The organism is Escherichia sp. Lx600-2 (assembly GCF_036662595.1).
Classification (GTDB): domain Bacteria; phylum Pseudomonadota; class Gammaproteobacteria; order Enterobacterales; family Enterobacteriaceae; genus Escherichia; species Escherichia coli.
In genome coordinates this window covers 1-16,074 of the sequence record NZ_JAYQWM010000008.1, presented here as the reverse complement: position 1 = coordinate 16,074, position 16,074 = coordinate 1, and the positions used below count along the sequence as shown (strand labels likewise).

Here is a 16,074-nt window from a genome sequence, read left to right as displayed (position 1 = left end):
TGCTGATATTGAAACTGGCTGCGTCTCGCGCGCTCCCGTCAGATTGTGTTAACATTCGCCGCTCAGTTAACCACCCGTAAAAACAACCATGAAATTTCCCGGTAAACGTAAATCCAAACATTACTTCCCCGTAAATGCACGCGATCCGCTGCTTCAGCAATTCCAGCCAGAAAACGAAACCAGCGCCGCCTGGGTAGTGGGTATCGATCAAACGCTGGTCGATATTGAAGCGAAAGTGGATGATGAATTCATTGAGCGTTATGGATTAAGCGCCGGGCATTCACTGGTGATTGAGGATGATGTAGCCGAAGCGCTTTATCAGGAACTAAAACAGAAAAACCTGATTACCCATCAGTTTGCGGGTGGCACCATTGGTAACACCATGCATAACTACTCGGTGCTCGCGGACGACCGTTCGGTGCTGCTGGGCGTCATGTGCAGCAATATTGAAATTGGCAGCTATGCCTATCGTTACCTGTGTAACACCTCCAGCCGTACCGATCTTAACTATCTACAAGGCGTGGATGGCCCGATTGGTCGTTGCTTTACGCTGATTGGCGAGTCCGGGGAACGTACCTTTGCTATCAGCCCTGGACACATGAACCAGCTGCGGGCTGAAAGTATTCCGGAAGATGTGATTGCCGGAGCCTCGGCTCTGGTTCTCACCTCTTATCTGGTGCGTTGCAAGCCGGGTGAACCCATGCCGGAAGCAACTATGAAAGCCATTGAGTACGCGAAGAAATATAACGTACCGGTGGTGCTGACGCTGGGCACCAAGTTTGTCATTGCAGAGAATCCGCAGTGGTGGCAGCAATTCCTCAAAGACCACGTTTCTATCCTTGCGATGAACGAAGATGAAGCCGAAGCGTTGACCGGAGAAAGCGATCCATTGTTGGCATCTGACAAGGCGCTGGACTGGGTAGATCTGGTGCTGTGCACCGCCGGGCCAATCGGCTTGTATATGGCGGGCTTTACCGAAGACGAAGCGAAACGTAAAACCCAGCATCCGCTGCTGCCGGGCGCTATAGCGGAATTCAACCAGTATGAGTTTAGCCGCGCCATGCGCCACAAGGATTGCCAGAATCCGCTGCGCGTTTATTCGCACATTGCGCCGTACATGGGCGGGCCGGAAAAAATCATGAACACCAACGGAGCAGGGGATGGCGCACTGGCAGCGTTGCTGCATGACATTACCGCCAACAGCTACCACCGTAGCAACGTACCAAACTCCAGCAAACATAAATTCACCTGGTTAACTTATTCATCGTTAGCGCAGGTGTGTAAATATGCTAACCGTGTGAGCTATCAGGTACTGAACCAGCATTCACCTCGTTTAACGCGCGGCTTGCCGGAGCGTGAAGACAGTCTGGAAGAGTCTTACTGGGATCGTTAACTCATCGGATGTAACCAAATGGCACCCGTAGGCCGGATAAGATGCGCCAGCATCGCATCCGGCAATGCGATTTATCCAAACAGGGCAATCCCGGCGTCTTTTTTTACTTCTGACATGGACGCATAGAATGAAAAAAGTATGGTATCTGCAACATACGCATTTTGGCGATATGAAAGAAATCGGTATTTACACCCGTTATGAACGGGCTTTGCAGGGCAAAAAGGACGTGGAAAATAAGCCAGGTTTTGTGGATTCCCCGGAAAATTTTCAGTTTATTGAATACATTCTTAACCAGGATCTCTGGGGTGATTTTCCCGTTACACAGGCAGACGATCCCGTCGAGCCGATGGTTTACAGCCTGTGGCACATTCGTGACGATGAGGCTGATGATTACGTCTTCCTCGGTATTTATACCACTGCCGAACTGGCGGAGCAGGCCCGCGAACGAGCCTGCCGCTATTTTCAGGAAGATGCTGCAAATATTCAGCCAGACAAAGGGCTGCTTGATCGTACCTGGTGGGAAGAGGGCTTCATTTCATGGGACGAAGCCTCGGAATTGATTACTCCCAACGCGGTATAAGCATCTGGCATTTGGCTCTCGATGCCTGATGCGACGCTGGCGCGTCTTATCATGCCTACATATTTTTCATATTCTACATTCGGCAACCACCGTTTACCCCGTCACCACCTCACCCGCCGGTGGCGTTTCCAGCAGTTCCAGCATAGTACGGGCAATTTCACGCTCACCCATCACTACCTGATTCGCGCCACGTTCGGTGATATACGCCACTTCATCGTCATAATGGGCGCGGGCGATAATCTCAATATCCGGGTTTTTCGCGCGGGCAGACGCCACAATCTCGCCTGCTTCATAACCGTTGGGAATCGTCAGGATCAGCCATTTTGCACATTCCAGATGCGCCAGTTGCATAATTTCTTCGTTCGCCGCATTGCCCAATACAGCGCGGACCCCACGCTCTCGCAGCTCATCAACACGGGTTCGTGACGTCTCAATCACCACCAGCGGAATATCAGAGGCGAGCAATTTCTCCCCCAGCAGGCTGCCTACACGACCGTAACCAACCAGTAGCGCATGGTTGCAAATATCCACTGGGATCTGCTTCTCTTCTTCGATTGCCTCTTCCAGCGTCTGCTCTTCCAGCGTTTCGGTCTTCGCCAGATATTTCTCCAGCAGCGCAAACAGGACCGGGTTGAGCATAATCGACAAAATCGCACCTGCCAGTACCAGGTTCTGCCCGGCTTGCGGCAACAGATCCAGCGCCATGCCCAGTCCCGCCAGGATAAACGCGAACTCACCAATTTGCGCCAGGCTGGCGGCGATAGTTAATGCCGTACGTTGGGAGTGACCAAACAGTCGCACCAGGAAAAATGCGGCTAACGACTTACCAAACAGAATAATCGCCAGCGTCGCCAGCACTGCCAGCGGTTGCTGAATCAGAATTAACGGATCAAACAACATCCCGACGGAGACAAAAAACAGCACCGCAAACGCGTCGCGCAATGGCAGCGTATCGTGGGCGGCACGGTGACTCAGTTCAGACTCGTTCAGTACCATCCCGGCAAAGAACGCACCGAGTGCAAAGGAGACATCAAACAGCTCTACCGCACCAAAGGCAATCCCTAACGCCAGCGCCAGCACCGACAGGGTAAACAGCTCGCGAGAACCGGTTGCCGCGCTGCGTGCCATAATCCACGGCACCAGACGGCGACCTACCAGCATCATAATGGCGATAAACGCGATCACTTTGCCGATGGTGATCCCCATATCGACTGCAAGAGTGGCAAAGCCCACATCGCCCTGTTCCATCATTCCTGCCACTGCGGGCAGCAACACCAGCGTCAGAACCATTACCAGGTCTTCCACAATCAACCAACCGATGGCGATTTGCCCACGCTGACTGTCAATTAATTGCCGTTCTTCAAGTGCGCGCAGTAACACCACGGTACTGGCGGTGGAAAGACATAAACCGAACACGATACCGGTCATTAACGACCAGCCCAGCACGGCAGAGAGCGCCATACCCAGCAGCGTCGCCACGGCTATCTGGGCGATCGCGCCGGGAATGGCGATGGCCTTTACCGCCATCAAATCCTTCAGCGAAAAGTGCAGACCCACGCCAAACATCAACAGAATGACGCCCAGTTCAGCCAGTTCCGGCGCAAGCTTGGTATCGGCAACAAAGCCCGGAGTGAATGGTCCTGCCAGCACACCCGCTAACAGATATCCCACCAGAGGAGAAATACGTAGTTTATTGGCCAGCATGCCGAGGATAAAGGCGAGCACAAGGCCGCCAACAATGGTGGTGATAAGCGGGGTGGCGTGATGCATTCCGTCTCCTTTTCCTGGTGGTTATTGTCCATTTTTGGCCGGGAAAACCAAAATTACAGGTAATAGTTTATGACAATTTCATTGATGATGTTCATGAATAATTATTGAATTTTGCAGAAAAATGGAATTAGCTGCAAAAAAAGCACGGATCGGAAAACAGAAGGCGGTTTAACAGAGGAAAGGCTTATGGCGACTGTAAAACGATGCAGCCAAAGTTTGCCTTTGGCTGCAATGAAATCAGTCTTTATGCCGGTTATCAGGCAGGAATATGGTCAACATCCCCAATAGTGGCAGGAAAGCACAGATTTTATAGACTAACTCGATGCTGGTGTGATCGGCGATAAGCCCCAGAACTGCCGCTCCCAGACCTCCCATGCCAAAAGCAAAACCGAAAAAGAGTCCAGAAACCATACCGATACGTCCCGGAAGCAGCTCCTGAGCGTAAACCAGAATGGCAGAGAATGCCGAAGCGAGGATAAATCCAATAATCACCGTTAAAACCCCCGTCCAGTGCAGGCTGGCGTAGGGTAAAATCAGCGTAAACGGCGCAACGCCGAGGATAGAGCCCCAAATCACATATTTCCGCCCAATTTTATCCCCTACAGGCCCGCCGATCACCGTACCTGCCGCAACGGCAAACAGGAAGGCAAACAGATGAAGCTGGGCATTCTGGATAGATAATCCGAATTTTTGCATCAGATAAAAGGTGTAATAGCTGCTGATGCTCGCCATATAGAAATATTTCGAGAAAATGAGGATTAACAGAATGCTGACCGCCAGTACCACTTTGTTGCGCGGCAGTGGATTGATAATCGTCGCTTTGGGTTTTCCTTTATTCATTCGGTGCTGTGCCGAGTACCAACGGCTGATTTGCGCCAACACCACGATCGCCAGCAGTGCCGCAAGCACAAACCAGGCAACGTTGCCTTTGCCATAAGGCGCGATAATCACCGCCGCCAGCAAGGGTCCCAGGGAACTGCCAAAGTTACCGCCGACCTGAAAGATAGATTGTGCCAGGCCATGCCGCCCGCCGGAAGCCATACGGGCCACGCGAGAAGATTCCGGATGAAAGACCGATGAACCGGTACCGACCAGCGCCGCCGCCAGCAGAACTGCGCCAAAACTGCCCGCCAGCGCAAGCAGCACCAGACCACTTAAGGTAAAGCACATGCCAATTGGCAACGACCACGGCATCGGATATTTATCGGTCCAGTAGCCGACCACTGGTTGCAGTAGCGAAGAGGCGAGCTGGAAGGTGAGGGTTATCATGCCAATCTGCATAAATGTCAGAGAAAATTCTGACTGAAGCAGAGGATAAATCGCCAGAATCAGCGATTGGATCATGTCGTTCAGCAGATGTGAGAGGCTGATAGCACCTAAAATACCAAACGATGTTCGGGCCTTGGTCGTTGACGCAGCCGCGCCCGCCACAGGCTGGGTTTGTTCACTCATTGCCATAGGAAAGTCACTTTTTCAGGGTTGCGATGTAAAGAATGATCTTATTTGTGATTATTACCCGACTAACATACCTGTATGCGCCGCCTGAAGGAAGTCTCAACGCTGAATACAGAATTTCTAATCTGGATGCAGATTTATCTTCACCGGACGCAGACTTGTCTATGATGTCGCGTCATACTATTTTTCAACACGTTGAAATCAGGTCAGGGAGAGAAGTATGAAATTATTGCAGCGGGGCGTGGCGTTAGCACTGTTAACCACATTTACACTGGCGAGTGAAGCTGCTCTGGCGTATGAGCAGGATAAAACCTACAAAATTACAGTTCTGCATACCAATGATCATCATGGGCATTTTTGGCGCAATGAATATGGCGAATATGGTCTGGCGGCGCAAAAAACGCTGGTGGATGGTATCCGCAAAGAGGTTGCGGCTGAAGGCGGTAGCGTGCTGCTACTTTCCGGTGGCGACATTAACACTGGCGTGCCCGAGTCTGACTTACAGGATGCCGAACCTGATTTTCGCGGTATGAATCTGGTGGGCTATGACGCGATGGCGATCGGTAATCATGAATTTGATAATCCGCTCACCGTATTACGCCAGCAGGAAAAGTGGGCCAAGTTCCCGTTGCTTTCCGCGAATATCTACCAGAAAAGTACCGGCGAGCGCCTGTTTAAACCATGGGCGCTGTTTAAGCGTCAGGATCTGAAAATTGCCGTTATTGGTCTGACGACGGATGACACAGCGAAGTTAGGCAACCCAGAAAACTTCACCGATATTGAGTTCCGTAAGCCCGCCGATGAAGCGAAGCTGGTGATTCAGGAGCTGCAACAGACAGAAAAGCCAGACATTATTATCGCGGCGACCCATATGGGGCATTACGACAATGGTGAGCACGGCTCTAACGCACCGGGCGATGTGGAGATGGCGCGCGCGCTGCCTGCCGGATCGCTGGCGATGATCGTCGGTGGTCACTCGCAAGATCCGGTCTGCATGGCGGCAGAAAACAAAAAACAGGTCGATTACGTGCCGGGTACGCCATGCAAACCGGATCAACAAAACGGCATCTGGATTGTGCAGGCACATGAGTGGGGCAAATACGTGGGACGGGCTGATTTTGAGTTTCGTAATGGCGAAATGAAAATGGTTAACTACCAGCTGATTCCGGTGAACCTGAAGAAGAAAGTGACCTGGGAAGACGGGAAAAGCGAGCGCGTGCTGTACACCCCTGAAATCGCTGAAAACCAGCAAATGATCTCGCTGTTATCGCCGTTCCAGAACAAAGGCAAAGCGCAGCTGGAAGTGAAAATAGGCGAAACCAATGGTCGTCTGGAAGGCGATCGTGACAAAGTGCGTTTTGTACAGACCAATATGGGGCGGTTAATTCTGGCAGCACAAATGGATCGCACTGGTGCCGACTTTGCGGTGATGAGCGGAGGCGGAATTCGTGATTCTATCGAAGCAGGCGATATCAGCTATAAAAACGTGCTGAAAGTGCAGCCATTCGGCAATGTGGTGGTGTATGCCGACATGACCGGTAAAGAGGTGATTGATTACCTGACCGCCGTCGCGCAGATGAAGCCAGATTCAGGTGCCTACCCGCAATTTGCCAACGTTAGCTTTGTGGCGAAAGACGGCAAACTGAACGACCTGAAAATCAAAGGCGAACCGGTCGATCCGGCGAAAACTTACCGTATGGCGACATTAAACTTCAATGCCACCGGCGGTGATGGATATCCGCGCCTTGATAACAAACCGGGCTATGTGAATACCGGCTTTATTGATGCCGAAGTGCTGAAAGCGTATATCCAGAAAAGCTCGCCGCTGGATGTGAGTGTTTATGAACCGAAAGGTGAGGTGAGCTGGCAGTAATCCGAAAGTGCCGGATGTTCGCATCCGGCACAATGCTTAATCGCGGCGGGCGATATCAGCAAATTTGGCATCGAGGATCTTCGCCAGGTCGCCTGCCGCCAGTTCGATATCCAGTCCGCGCTTGCCGCCGGAAACATAAATAGTGGCAAATTCTTGTGCGGGGGCGTCGATAATCGTTGGCAGACGTTTTTTCTGCCCCAGTGGGCTAATCCCCCCAACCAGGTATCCCGTCGAACGCTGCGCGACCATCGGATCGGCCATCTCAACTTTCTTGGCACCCAGCGCTTTTGCTACTTTTTTAAGGTCCAGTTGACCTGCGACCGGCGTAACGGCCACGGCAAGGTGTTTCATATCACCGTTCACTGCCACCAGCAGCGTTTTGTAGACCTGATCCGGATTCAAACCTAATTTTTTGACGACTTCATCGCCAAAATTGGTTTCAGCCGGATCGTGCTCGTAGGTATGGATTTGAAACGAAATCTTGTTTTTTTCGAGTAATTTAACTGCGGGTGTCATGGTAATTTTCCTGCCTTAAACAAAAAAACGAAGCAAGCATACGCCTGATGGCGGTCCAAAAAAAAGAGTCATCTTGCCTAAGAGTATTGGCAGGATGGTGAGATTGAGCGACAATCGACTTACACCGTCGCTTAAAGTGACGGCATAATAATAAAAAAATGAAATTCCTCTTTGACGGGCCAATAGCGATATTGGCCATTTTTTTAGCGCAACATTTGCGGCAAATTCCCTTCTCCATACAGGTGTAGTGCACCGACCGCGACCACATATCGCCCCGGCGGCATGGCGCGTAATTTATCCCGCCAGGCGAGATTTCGCTGATGCATAAGCACATCGTACAGCGACTGACTGAACGTATTGGGCAGCGTTATTTCATTATTTTGCGGCGGCGCATTCAGCCACCAGCTCATCATTTGTTGCAGCAACCGTGCGTTGGTATGCCAGTGGGTCAGCGTATCGTCCAGCAGCGCCAGTCCTTTGTCAGGGAGCTGGAGCAACATGGCAATCTGGTTTTCAGCCCCTTCCAGTTCAATCACGGGTTTATGTTGTTGCTTCGCCGCCTGCAATAGCTGGTAATCGATACCGTATTCTGCCCGCAGCCCCAGTTTTTGTGCCTGCGTCGCCTGAAGAACCATCGCGATTTGCCACAGCGGTTGGGTAGAAAAGAGTGACGGAGAAATGCCCATCTCCTGGCTAATGTGCTGCAGATTTTGTAATTGCTCCTCGCTAATACGCTCTTCCAGCGCCTCGCAGGCAGGCAAATTAGCAAAAGGCGTATCGCTGGTGGAAACATCCGCCTCGACGATCAGCGCATCGGCGTTTTTGAGCTTTTTGAGCAAACGGGTGGGCAGGGGAGCCATATCGTGGCTACCCATATGAATACTGCCAATCAGATGAAAATGGCGATTGCCGGGAAGGGTGATATCGATGGCAGGCCAGGTGTAATGATTACCGCGCAGCGCGGCCCAAAGCGTTTTTACCCGGTACAACAGATCCATACGACCTCCCTTTGTGAAATATCATGCTAGCGCGCGGGGAGGGATGGCGCAAATGGAGTTGGGGACTTGTTTAATGTGTTTGTATGATTCAGTATGTTCTTGTATCGCTATTCACAGGGAAGCAACAGTTAAAAACTATGAAACAGGCAACAAGAAAACCGACGACACCCGGAGATATTCTTCTCTATGAATATCTGGAACCGCTCGATTTGAAAATCAATGAGTTAGCAGAGTTGCTGCATGTTCATCGTAATAGCGTCAGTACACTGATCAATAATAATCGTAAACTCACCACTGAAATGGCATTCCGTCTGGCGAAAGTTTTTGATACCACAGTCGATTTTTGGCTAAACCTCCAGGCGGCAGTTGATCTTTGGGAAGTTGAAAACAACATGCGCACCCAGGAAGAATTGGGACGGATTGAAACAGTGGCTGAATATTTGGCACGCCGTGAAGAGCGTGCAAAAAAGGTCGCGTAAGGCCAAAACATCGCTTCATCTCGTAGGCCGGATAAGGCGTTCACGCCGCATCCGGCATCCGAGTACCATTGCCTGATGCGACGCTTACGCGTCTTATCAGGCCTACAAACCTGTGCCTGAACCGTAGGCCGGAGAAGGCGTTTACGCCGCATCCGGCAGTCATGCGTCGATGCCAAATGCGCCACCCTAAAGCAGCGCATCCGCAATGATGTACTTATTCCTTCGGTTTAAACCGCAGCAACCGGTTGGCGTTACTCACTACGGTAATCGACGAGAGCGCCATTGCCGCTCCGGCAACTACCGGGTTAAGCAACGTTCCAGTGAACGGCCACAAAATACCGGCGGCGACCGGAATACCGATGCTGTTGTAGATAAACGCGCCGAGCAGGTTCTGCTTCATGTTGCGCAGCGTTGCGCGGGAAATAGCGAGCGCATCCGCAACGCCCATCAGGCTATGGCGCATCAGGGTAATCGCCGCGGTTTCAATGGCAACATCACTGCCGCCCCCCATCGCAATGCCGACATCCGCCTGGGCCAGCGCTGGCGCGTCGTTAATGCCGTCGCCCACCATTGCCACCTGACGTCCTTCACTTTGCAGACGTTTGATCGCTTCGGCTTTACCGTCCGGCAGCACTCCGGCGATCACCTCATCAATCCCTGCTTCTTTGGCGATCGCATTGGCGGTGGTTGGGTTATCCCCGGTCAACATCACCAGACGATATCCCGCTTTATGCAGGCGTTGCAGCGCCGCCACGCTATCACTACGCAATGGATCGCGTACTGCCAGCAGGGCTACCGCTTTCCCGTCAACCGCCAGCAGCACAGGCGTTGCCCCTTGCGATGCCTGAGCTGAAATATCTGCTTCAATCGCTTTAGTATCAACTTGCTGGTCATTTAACAGCGCCTGATTGCCCAGCAATAACGCATGACCTTCAGCTTCACCGCTCACGCCCAGCCCGCGCAATGTGCGGAAACCGTTGACCTGCGGCAGCTGCATATCGCTTGCTTTATCGAGGATCGCCCGCGCCAGCGGATGGCTGGAACCTTGTTCCAGTGCCGCCGCCAGACGCAGCGCCTGCGCTTCGTCAAAATCAGCAAATGTTTTCACTGCGACAACCTGCGGCTTCCCTTCGGTCAGCGTCCCGGTTTTATCGAACACGACGGTATCGAGTGTACTGGCGCGTTGCAGCGCGTCGGCGTCCCGCACCAGCACGCCAAACTCAGCCGCCCGCCCGACGCCGGAAATAATCGACATCGGCGTCGCCAGCCCCAGCGCACACGGACAGGCAATAATCAGCACCGTGGTGGCAATCACCAGGGTATAGACAATCTGCGGTGCCGGACCAAAGAAATACCAGATTGCCGCACTGACAAGCGCAATAACCACTACTACCGGCACAAATACGGCTGAGATTTTATCCGCCAGCTGACCGATTTCTGGCTTGCTGCTCTGGGCCTGGCGCACCATACGAATAATCCTTGATAGCGTGGTATGGCTGCCAACCGCACTGGCGCGAAACAGCACGCTACCGTCCTGTACCACTGTCCCGGCATGGACGCTATCGCCTTCGCCTTTTTGCTGCGGGATAGGTTCGCCCGTCAGCATCGCTTCATCCAGCCATGCTTCGCCCTGGGTAATCTCGCCATCTACTGGCACGCGGTCGCCCGTCGTCAGGCGCAGTAGCATGCCTGGCTGAACTTCCGCCAGCGGCACGCTTTTTTCACCTTCGTCAGTAACCAGGCGCGCCGTCGGCGGAGTTAAATCGAGTAATTTCTCCAGCGCCTTTGAAGAACGCTGACGTGCGCGCGCTTCCAGCATATGACCGAGATTAATCAGACCGATAATCATCGCACTGGCTTCATAGTAAAGATGCCGCGCTTCCATCGGGAACCACTGCGGCCACAGGTTGACGCTCATCGAATAGAGCCACGCCACGCCAGTACCCAGCGCCACCAGCGTATCCATCGTCGCCGCACCGTTTAGCAGGCTTTTCCATGCACTGCGGTAAAAATGACCGCCGGCGAAAACCATTACCGCCAGGGTTATCAGGCCGATAACTAACCACAGGCTGCGGTTATCGGGGGTGACCATCATGTTATCGCCGATCATCCCCCAGACCATTACCGGGATACCCACAGCCAGTGCAACAATTGCCTGCCAGCGGAAGCGCTTCATCGTAGCGACGGCGGTTTCTTGCTGGCGCTCGCGGCGTTTAGCGTCATCTTCAATCGCTTCCGCACCGTAGCCCGCTTTTTCCACCGCCTGCACTAAATCTTGTGGGGAGGCACTGCCCATCACCAGCGCAGTACGCTCCGCCAGGTTTACCCGTGCCTGAGTGACGCCCGGTACGCTTTGCAACGCATTTTGTACGCGGGTGACACAGCTGGCGCAGCTCATGCCGCTCAGCAGCAACTGCTGGCTGTCATCGTCATCGGCGGTCGCTGCCGGAAGCGCCTCAGAAACCGCTGTCAGTGCTTCCGACGGGATTGATGACTCCGCCAGCGGTTTAGCCTTTGGGTGGCTTACAGATGCGTCATAACCCGCTTGTTTGATGGTTTCGATCAGCTGTTCTGCACTGGCAGTCCCGGTAACGTGCGCTTCAGTGATAGACACATCCGCTTGTTCCACATCCGGGCGCTGTTCGAGACTTTCTTTCACGCGTTTAACGCAGTGACCGCAGGACAGGCCGTCCAGGGTCAGGTCGATAGTTTGTGACATAAAACACTCCTTTAAGACAGTTTTGACTGGCTGTGATAAAGGTTAAACCTTCCAGCAAGGGGAAGGTCAAGAAATTAATAACCCAGGCGAGTAAAAGTCCGTAAAGATTAAAAAATCGGCTCGATTTGCATCAGGATTAGACATTTATCTCTTTGTTTTCCTGTAGTTAAGTTGCGGGTGCTAAGTTAAATCAGGATGCCTGAAAATCGGCACCGGGGTGAGGAATTACCTCCCGCATCTATAAAAAGGAGTTAACAAAAGATGTTAGATGCAAACAAATTACAGCAGGCAGTGGATCAGGCTCACACCCAATTTCACTCACTTAACGGCGGACAAAATGCCGATTACATTCCCTTTCTGGCGAATGTACCAGGTCAACTGGCGGCAGTGGCTATCGTGACCTGCGATGGCAACGTCTATAGTGCGGGTGACAGTGATTACCGCTTTGCACTGGAATCCATCTCGAAAGTCTGTACGTTAGCCCTTGCGTTAGAAGATGTCGGCCCGCAGGCGGTACAGGACAAAATTGGCGCTGACCCGACCGGATTGCCCTTTAACTCAGTTATCGCCTTAGAGTTGCATGGCGGCAAACCGCTTTCGCCACTGGTAAATGCTGGCGCTATTGCCACCACCAGCCTGATTAACGCTGAAAATGCCGAACAACGCTGGCAGCGAATTTTACATATCCAACAGCAACTGGCTGGTGAGCTGGTAGCGCTCTCTGACGAAGTCAACCAGTCGGAACAAACAACCAACTTCCATAACCGGGCCATTGCCTGGCTGCTGTACTCCGCCGGATATCTCTATTGTGATGCAATGGAAGCCTGTGACGTGTACACCCGTCAGTGCTCCACGCTCATCAATACTGTTGAACTGGCAACGCTTGGCGCGACGCTGGCGGCAGGGGGTGTGAATCCGCTGACGCATGAACGCGTTCTTCAGGCCGACAACGTGCCGTATATTCTGGCCGAAATGATGATGGAAGGGCTGTATGGTCGCTCCGGTGACTGGGCGTATCGCGTTGGTTTACCGGGCAAAAGCGGTGTAGGTGGCGGTATTCTGGCGGTCGTCCCTGGCGTGATGGGAATTGCCGCGTTCTCACCACCGCTGGACGAAGAAGGCAACAGTGTTCGCGGTCAAAAAATGGTGGCATCGGTCGCTAAGCAACTCGGCTATAACGTGTTTAAGGGCTGATCATGATGAACACGGAAGGTAATAACGGTAACAAACCTCTCGGTCTATGGAACGTCGTTTCCATCGGCATTGGGGCAATGGTGGGGGCGGGGATCTTCGCGCTGCTGGGGCAGGCCGCGTTGCTAATGGAAGCCTCGACCTGGGTCGCCTTTGCTTTTGGCGGTATTGTGGCGATGTTTTCCGGTTATGCCTATGCGCGCCTGGGGGCGAGCTATCCCAGCAATGGCGGTATTATCGACTTTTTTCGTCGCGGATTAGGCAACGGCGTCTTTTCGCTGGCGCTCTCGTTACTGTACCTGTTGACGCTGGCGGTGAGCATCGCCATGGTCGCCCGTGCTTTTGGCGCTTATGCCGTGCAGTTTTTGCATGAAGGCAGCCAGGAGGAGCACCTTATTTTGCTCTACGCGTTGGGGATCATTGCGGTGATGACGCTTTTCAACTCCTTAAGCAACCATGCGGTAGGGCGGCTGGAAGTGATCCTCGTCGGCATTAAAATGATGATCCTGTTATTGCTGATTATTGCCGGTGTCTGGTCGCTGCAACCGGCGCATATTTCCGTCTCTGCGCCCCCCAGCTCCGGTGCGTTCTTCTCCTGTATCGGGATAACCTTCCTTGCCTATGCGGGCTTTGGCATGATGGCGAACGCGGCGGATAAAGTGAAAGATCCGCAGGTCATTATGCCACGGGCGTTTCTGGTGGCAATTGGCGTTACCACGTTGCTTTATATATCGCTGGCGCTGGTTTTGCTTAGCGATGTATCGGCATTAGAGTTAGAAAAATATGCCGATACCGCCGTAGCGCAGGCAGCTTCTCCGCTGCTCGGGCATGTGGGTTATGTGATCGTCGTCATCGGCGCTTTACTGGCGACGGCTTCAGCCATCAACGCGAACCTGTTCGCCGTGTTTAACATCATGGACAACATGGGCAGCGAACGCGAACTGCCGAAGCTAATGAATAAATCCCTGTGGCGGCAGAGTACCTGGGGCAACATCATTGTCGTGGTGTTGATTATGCTGATGACGGCGGCACTAAATTTAGGCTCACTCGCCAGCGTTGCCAGCGCCACCTTTTTGATTTGCTATCTGGCGGTGTTTGTGGTGGCGATCCGCCTGCGTCATGATATTCACGCCTCGTTGCCGATTCTTATCGTAGGTACGTTGGTGATGTTGTTGGTGATCGTTGGCTTTATCTACAGCCTGTGGTCCCAGGGCAGCCGTGCGTTGATATGGATTATTGGTGCAATCTTACTCAGCCTTATTGTGGCAATGGTCATGAAGCGCAATAAAACCGTATAACACCTCTCTGCGCGCAGTACTGCCTGTACTGCGCCTTTGTCTTTAATTCAAATTACCTTTCTTATTCCTTTAATAAATAAGTCACAAAAAAATGATATATACGCGATAAATCTGTGATGCTAATCACTTATTACCGTGGATTATTCTTAATGTGTATGATGGTAATCTAAAAGTCGTAGTGTATTCTAAATAAATAACGTATAAGCTTTTTAGCTGTATTTCTTTGCCCATATCAATGATCGACAAAAGAGATGCACAAGTTATTACCCTTCTTAATAAAATGAGACTGGTTATAAAAACCAGTTAAAATAATGACCTGGAAGGAAGTGACTTATCTATGGCGCGATTCCAGTTTAAAAACCGTAAAAATAATGGACTTATTTTTTTAATAAGTTTTATGGTGATGGGAGAAGCTGCAATTGCTGCACCGCTGCCACAATGGGCGAACGCCCCAGCGGTAACGCCAGTTGCCCAATTATCCTTACAGGAAAGTATATTACGCGCCTTTGCGCGAAATCCCGACGTCACTCAACAGGCGGCGCAGATAGGCATTGGCGAAGCGCAAATTGATGAAGCCAAAAGTGCCTGGTATCCGCACGTTGGATTAACCGGCAACGCGGGGCCGTCCCGACAAACGGACTCCAGCGGCAGGCTTGATAACAACGTTTCGTATGGCATAACCCTGACACAACTGGTGTATGACTTTGGTAAAACTAACAACGATATCAATCTGCAAACTGCCGCCCGTGACAGCTACCGCTTTAAATTGATGGCTACCTTAACCGATGTTGCAGAGAAAACGGCGACTGCCTATATGGAAGTCAGTCGTTATCAGGCTTTGTGCGATGCGGCTCAACGCAATATTCACTCGCTGGAAAACGTCTACAACATGGCGGCATTGCGCGCTAACGCAGGCCTGAACTCATCGTCGGATGAATTACAGGCCCAGACGCGTATTGCCGGAATGCGCTCAACGCTGGAGCAATATCAGGCGCAGATGGCGAGCGCCAAAGCGCAACTGGCGGTGCTCACTGGCGTACAGCCGGAGGCGATAGCCGCGCCACCTGCTGAATTAGCCGAGCAGCCGGTATCGCTGAAGAATATTGATTACCAGTCCATCCCACTGGTGCTGGCGGCAGAAAACTTACGCCAGTCAGCACAGTACGGCGTGGAAAAAACGAAAGCGCAATACTGGCCAACGCTCAGTATTCAGGGGGGTAAAACGCGCTACCAGACCAGCGACCGCTCGTATTGGGATGATCAGCTACAACTGAACGTTAACGCGCCGCTGTATCAGGGCGGCGCGGTTTCTGCCCAGGTGCAACAGGCCGAAGGGCAACAAAAAATCTCTGCCTCGCAGGTCGAACAGGCAAAACTGGATGTGCTGCAACGAGCGTCTGTGGCATATGCGAACTGGACCGGCGCACGGGGTCGCGAAGAAGCCGGTTTAGCGCAATCCGAAAGTGCGCACAAAACGCGAGATGTGTACCAAAATGAATATAAATTGGGTAAACGCAGTCTGAATGATCTATTAACCGTCGAGCAAGATGTCTTTCAGGCGCAATCGGCTGAAATAAATGCCAATTATGATGGCTGGGTCGCCGCCGTAAATTATGCCGCTGCGGTGAATAACCTTATTCCATTAGCGGGAATTAAACAGGGCTTATACAACGACTTACCCGACTTGAAATAATCCTGCCATTATTACTAGTGGGCCGTTGTTAAGGAAGGTGCGAACAAGTTCCTGATATGAGATCATCATATTCATCCGGAGCGCATCCCAGAGGGACATCATGAGCCAT

At 52.2% G+C, this 16,074-nt stretch carries 12 protein-coding genes; 7 read left to right on the top strand and 5 right to left on the bottom strand.

What is annotated here, in order from left to right; all coding sequences use genetic code 11:
- Positions 1 to 88 precede the first annotated feature (88 nt).
- Positions 89 to 1,393 carry an inosine/guanosine kinase gene (gsk, locus tag OQV04_RS04660; RefSeq protein ID WP_000671574.1) on the top strand — a complete coding sequence of 435 codons (1,305 nt, stop codon included), beginning with the start codon at positions 89 to 91 and terminating at the stop codon, positions 1,391 to 1,393.
- Positions 1,394 to 1,520: 127 nt separating this feature from the next.
- Positions 1,521 to 1,973, top strand: a complete 453-nt coding sequence (locus OQV04_RS04655) for a hypothetical protein (protein WP_032280413.1) — start codon at positions 1,521 to 1,523, stop codon at positions 1,971 to 1,973.
- Between the two features lie 93 nt (positions 1,974 to 2,066).
- On the opposite strand, the gene ybaL is transcribed toward OQV04_RS04655, so the two are convergent.
- Positions 2,067 to 3,743, bottom strand: a complete 1,677-nt coding sequence (gene ybaL / locus OQV04_RS04650) for a YbaL family putative K(+) efflux transporter (RefSeq protein WP_000546224.1) — start codon at positions 3,741 to 3,743, stop codon at positions 2,067 to 2,069.
- A 237-nt stretch (positions 3,744 to 3,980) separates the two neighbouring features.
- Positions 3,981 to 5,201: a fosmidomycin MFS transporter gene (gene fsr, locus OQV04_RS04645; RefSeq protein ID WP_001251634.1), complete on the bottom strand. Its 1,221-nt coding sequence runs from the start codon at positions 5,199 to 5,201 to the stop codon at positions 3,981 to 3,983.
- A 217-nt stretch (positions 5,202 to 5,418) separates the two neighbouring features.
- On the opposite strand from fsr, the gene ushA reads away from it, so the two are divergent.
- The gene (gene ushA / locus OQV04_RS04640; RefSeq protein WP_000771725.1) at positions 5,419 to 7,071 is read left to right on the top strand and encodes a bifunctional UDP-sugar hydrolase/5'-nucleotidase; all 1,653 of its coding nucleotides are present in this window, start codon (positions 5,419 to 5,421) and stop codon (positions 7,069 to 7,071) included.
- Between the two features lie 36 nt (positions 7,072 to 7,107).
- Here the strand turns inward: ushA and ybaK are convergent, their stop codons facing one another.
- Complete coding sequence (ybaK, locus tag OQV04_RS04635; RefSeq protein ID WP_000186631.1) at positions 7,108 to 7,587, bottom strand: Cys-tRNA(Pro)/Cys-tRNA(Cys) deacylase YbaK; 480 nt, start codon at positions 7,585 to 7,587, stop codon at positions 7,108 to 7,110.
- A 203-nt stretch (positions 7,588 to 7,790) separates the two neighbouring features.
- Positions 7,791 to 8,585: a TraB/GumN family protein gene (locus tag OQV04_RS04630; RefSeq protein WP_000365177.1), complete on the bottom strand. Its 795-nt coding sequence runs from the start codon at positions 8,583 to 8,585 to the stop codon at positions 7,791 to 7,793.
- Positions 8,586 to 8,722: 137 nt separating this feature from the next.
- Here OQV04_RS04630 and OQV04_RS04625 point away from each other — a divergent pair, with 137 nt between their 5' ends.
- On the top strand, positions 8,723 to 9,064 hold the full coding sequence (locus OQV04_RS04625; protein WP_001370330.1) for a HigA family addiction module antitoxin: 342 nt from the start codon (positions 8,723 to 8,725) through the stop codon (positions 9,062 to 9,064).
- Between the two features lie 214 nt (positions 9,065 to 9,278).
- On the opposite strand, the gene copA is transcribed toward OQV04_RS04625, so the two are convergent.
- Entirely contained in the window at positions 9,279 to 11,783 is a 2,505-nt protein-coding gene (copA, locus tag OQV04_RS04620) for a copper-exporting P-type ATPase CopA (RefSeq protein ID WP_032288161.1), read from the bottom strand.
- A gap of 261 nt (positions 11,784 to 12,044) precedes the next feature.
- On the opposite strand from copA, the gene glsA reads away from it, so the two are divergent.
- The 3 genes from glsA to OQV04_RS04605 all read left to right on the top strand — a co-directional run bounded on the left by glsA (position 12,045) and on the right by OQV04_RS04605 (position 15,965).
- Positions 12,045 to 12,977, top strand: a complete 933-nt coding sequence (gene glsA / locus OQV04_RS04615) for a glutaminase A (RefSeq protein ID WP_032280417.1) — start codon at positions 12,045 to 12,047, stop codon at positions 12,975 to 12,977.
- A 2-nt stretch (positions 12,978 to 12,979) separates the two neighbouring features.
- On the top strand, positions 12,980 to 14,272 hold the full coding sequence (locus OQV04_RS04610) for an APC family permease (RefSeq protein WP_000982170.1): 1,293 nt from the start codon (positions 12,980 to 12,982) through the stop codon (positions 14,270 to 14,272).
- A 337-nt stretch (positions 14,273 to 14,609) separates the two neighbouring features.
- Complete coding sequence (locus OQV04_RS04605; RefSeq protein ID WP_000090494.1) at positions 14,610 to 15,965, top strand: TolC family outer membrane protein; 1,356 nt, start codon at positions 14,610 to 14,612, stop codon at positions 15,963 to 15,965.
- Positions 15,966 to 16,074: the final 109 nt, after the last annotated feature.

Excerpts from the sequence above, each read along its gene's own strand:
- gsk (WP_000671574.1), top strand. The coding sequence starts at position 89 with ATGAAATTTCCCGGTAAACGTAAATCCAAACATTACTTCCCCGTAAAT.
- OQV04_RS04655 (WP_032280413.1), top strand. The coding sequence starts at position 1,521 with ATGAAAAAAGTATGGTATCTGCAACATACGCATTTTGGCGATATGAAA.
- ybaL (WP_000546224.1), bottom strand. The coding sequence starts at position 3,743 with ATGCATCACGCCACCCCGCTTATCACCACCATTGTTGGCGGCCTTGTG.
- fsr (WP_001251634.1), bottom strand. The coding sequence starts at position 5,201 with ATGGCAATGAGTGAACAAACCCAGCCTGTGGCGGGCGCGGCTGCGTCA.
- ushA (WP_000771725.1), top strand. The coding sequence starts at position 5,419 with ATGAAATTATTGCAGCGGGGCGTGGCGTTAGCACTGTTAACCACATTT.
- ybaK (WP_000186631.1), bottom strand. The coding sequence starts at position 7,587 with ATGACACCCGCAGTTAAATTACTCGAAAAAAACAAGATTTCGTTTCAA.
- OQV04_RS04630 (WP_000365177.1), bottom strand. The coding sequence starts at position 8,585 with ATGGATCTGTTGTACCGGGTAAAAACGCTTTGGGCCGCGCTGCGCGGT.
- OQV04_RS04625 (WP_001370330.1), top strand. The coding sequence starts at position 8,723 with ATGAAACAGGCAACAAGAAAACCGACGACACCCGGAGATATTCTTCTC.
- copA (WP_032288161.1), bottom strand. The coding sequence starts at position 11,783 with ATGTCACAAACTATCGACCTGACCCTGGACGGCCTGTCCTGCGGTCAC.
- glsA (WP_032280417.1), top strand. The coding sequence starts at position 12,045 with ATGTTAGATGCAAACAAATTACAGCAGGCAGTGGATCAGGCTCACACC.
- OQV04_RS04610 (WP_000982170.1), top strand. The coding sequence starts at position 12,980 with ATGATGAACACGGAAGGTAATAACGGTAACAAACCTCTCGGTCTATGG.
- OQV04_RS04605 (WP_000090494.1), top strand. The coding sequence starts at position 14,610 with ATGGCGCGATTCCAGTTTAAAAACCGTAAAAATAATGGACTTATTTTT.